This is a genomic window from Bartonella sp. AP58NXGY (assembly GCF_042195785.1).
In the GTDB taxonomy this organism is placed as follows: Bacteria; Pseudomonadota; Alphaproteobacteria; order Rhizobiales; family Rhizobiaceae; genus Bartonella.
Map to the genome: position 1 here is coordinate 331 of NZ_JBHIOY010000186.1, position 484 is coordinate 814.

A 484-nucleotide genomic window follows, 5' to 3' on the forward strand; every position below is an offset into this window, starting at 1 on the left:
GCTTATTAATAACAATTTTGGAGAGGAAAATTAGTGCTTTCTCACCATAAACGAGGATGATGATTCGTAGAGAATCAAAAATTTTCATCATTATCTTGAATTTTGATTGCTTTTCCCGTTTTTATGCCAAATTTTTTTTACTTTCTTTCCTAACATTATTTCGCCAATTTAAATAGTTGTTGCGTATCATCGCTGTTACCCACCTTAACTGTATGATTGATATCTTTACAGAAAATAGAATTTTGACTTGGACTGAATATGTGGGCTTTTAAGCAAAAGAAAAATATCAAGATAATTTCAAAAATCAGAAATCAATCAATTTTCTTTATTTTCTGCTAACTTCGTATCTTTTCATAACACACAAACAATTTCCAATTGCCCGTCATTGTGATGCATATCGTAAAAACGCGATTTTTATTGGTATCATAACCTTTTTCTTAAAACTAATAAGCTTTGTACACGCATAATTATGATAAGCATTTTT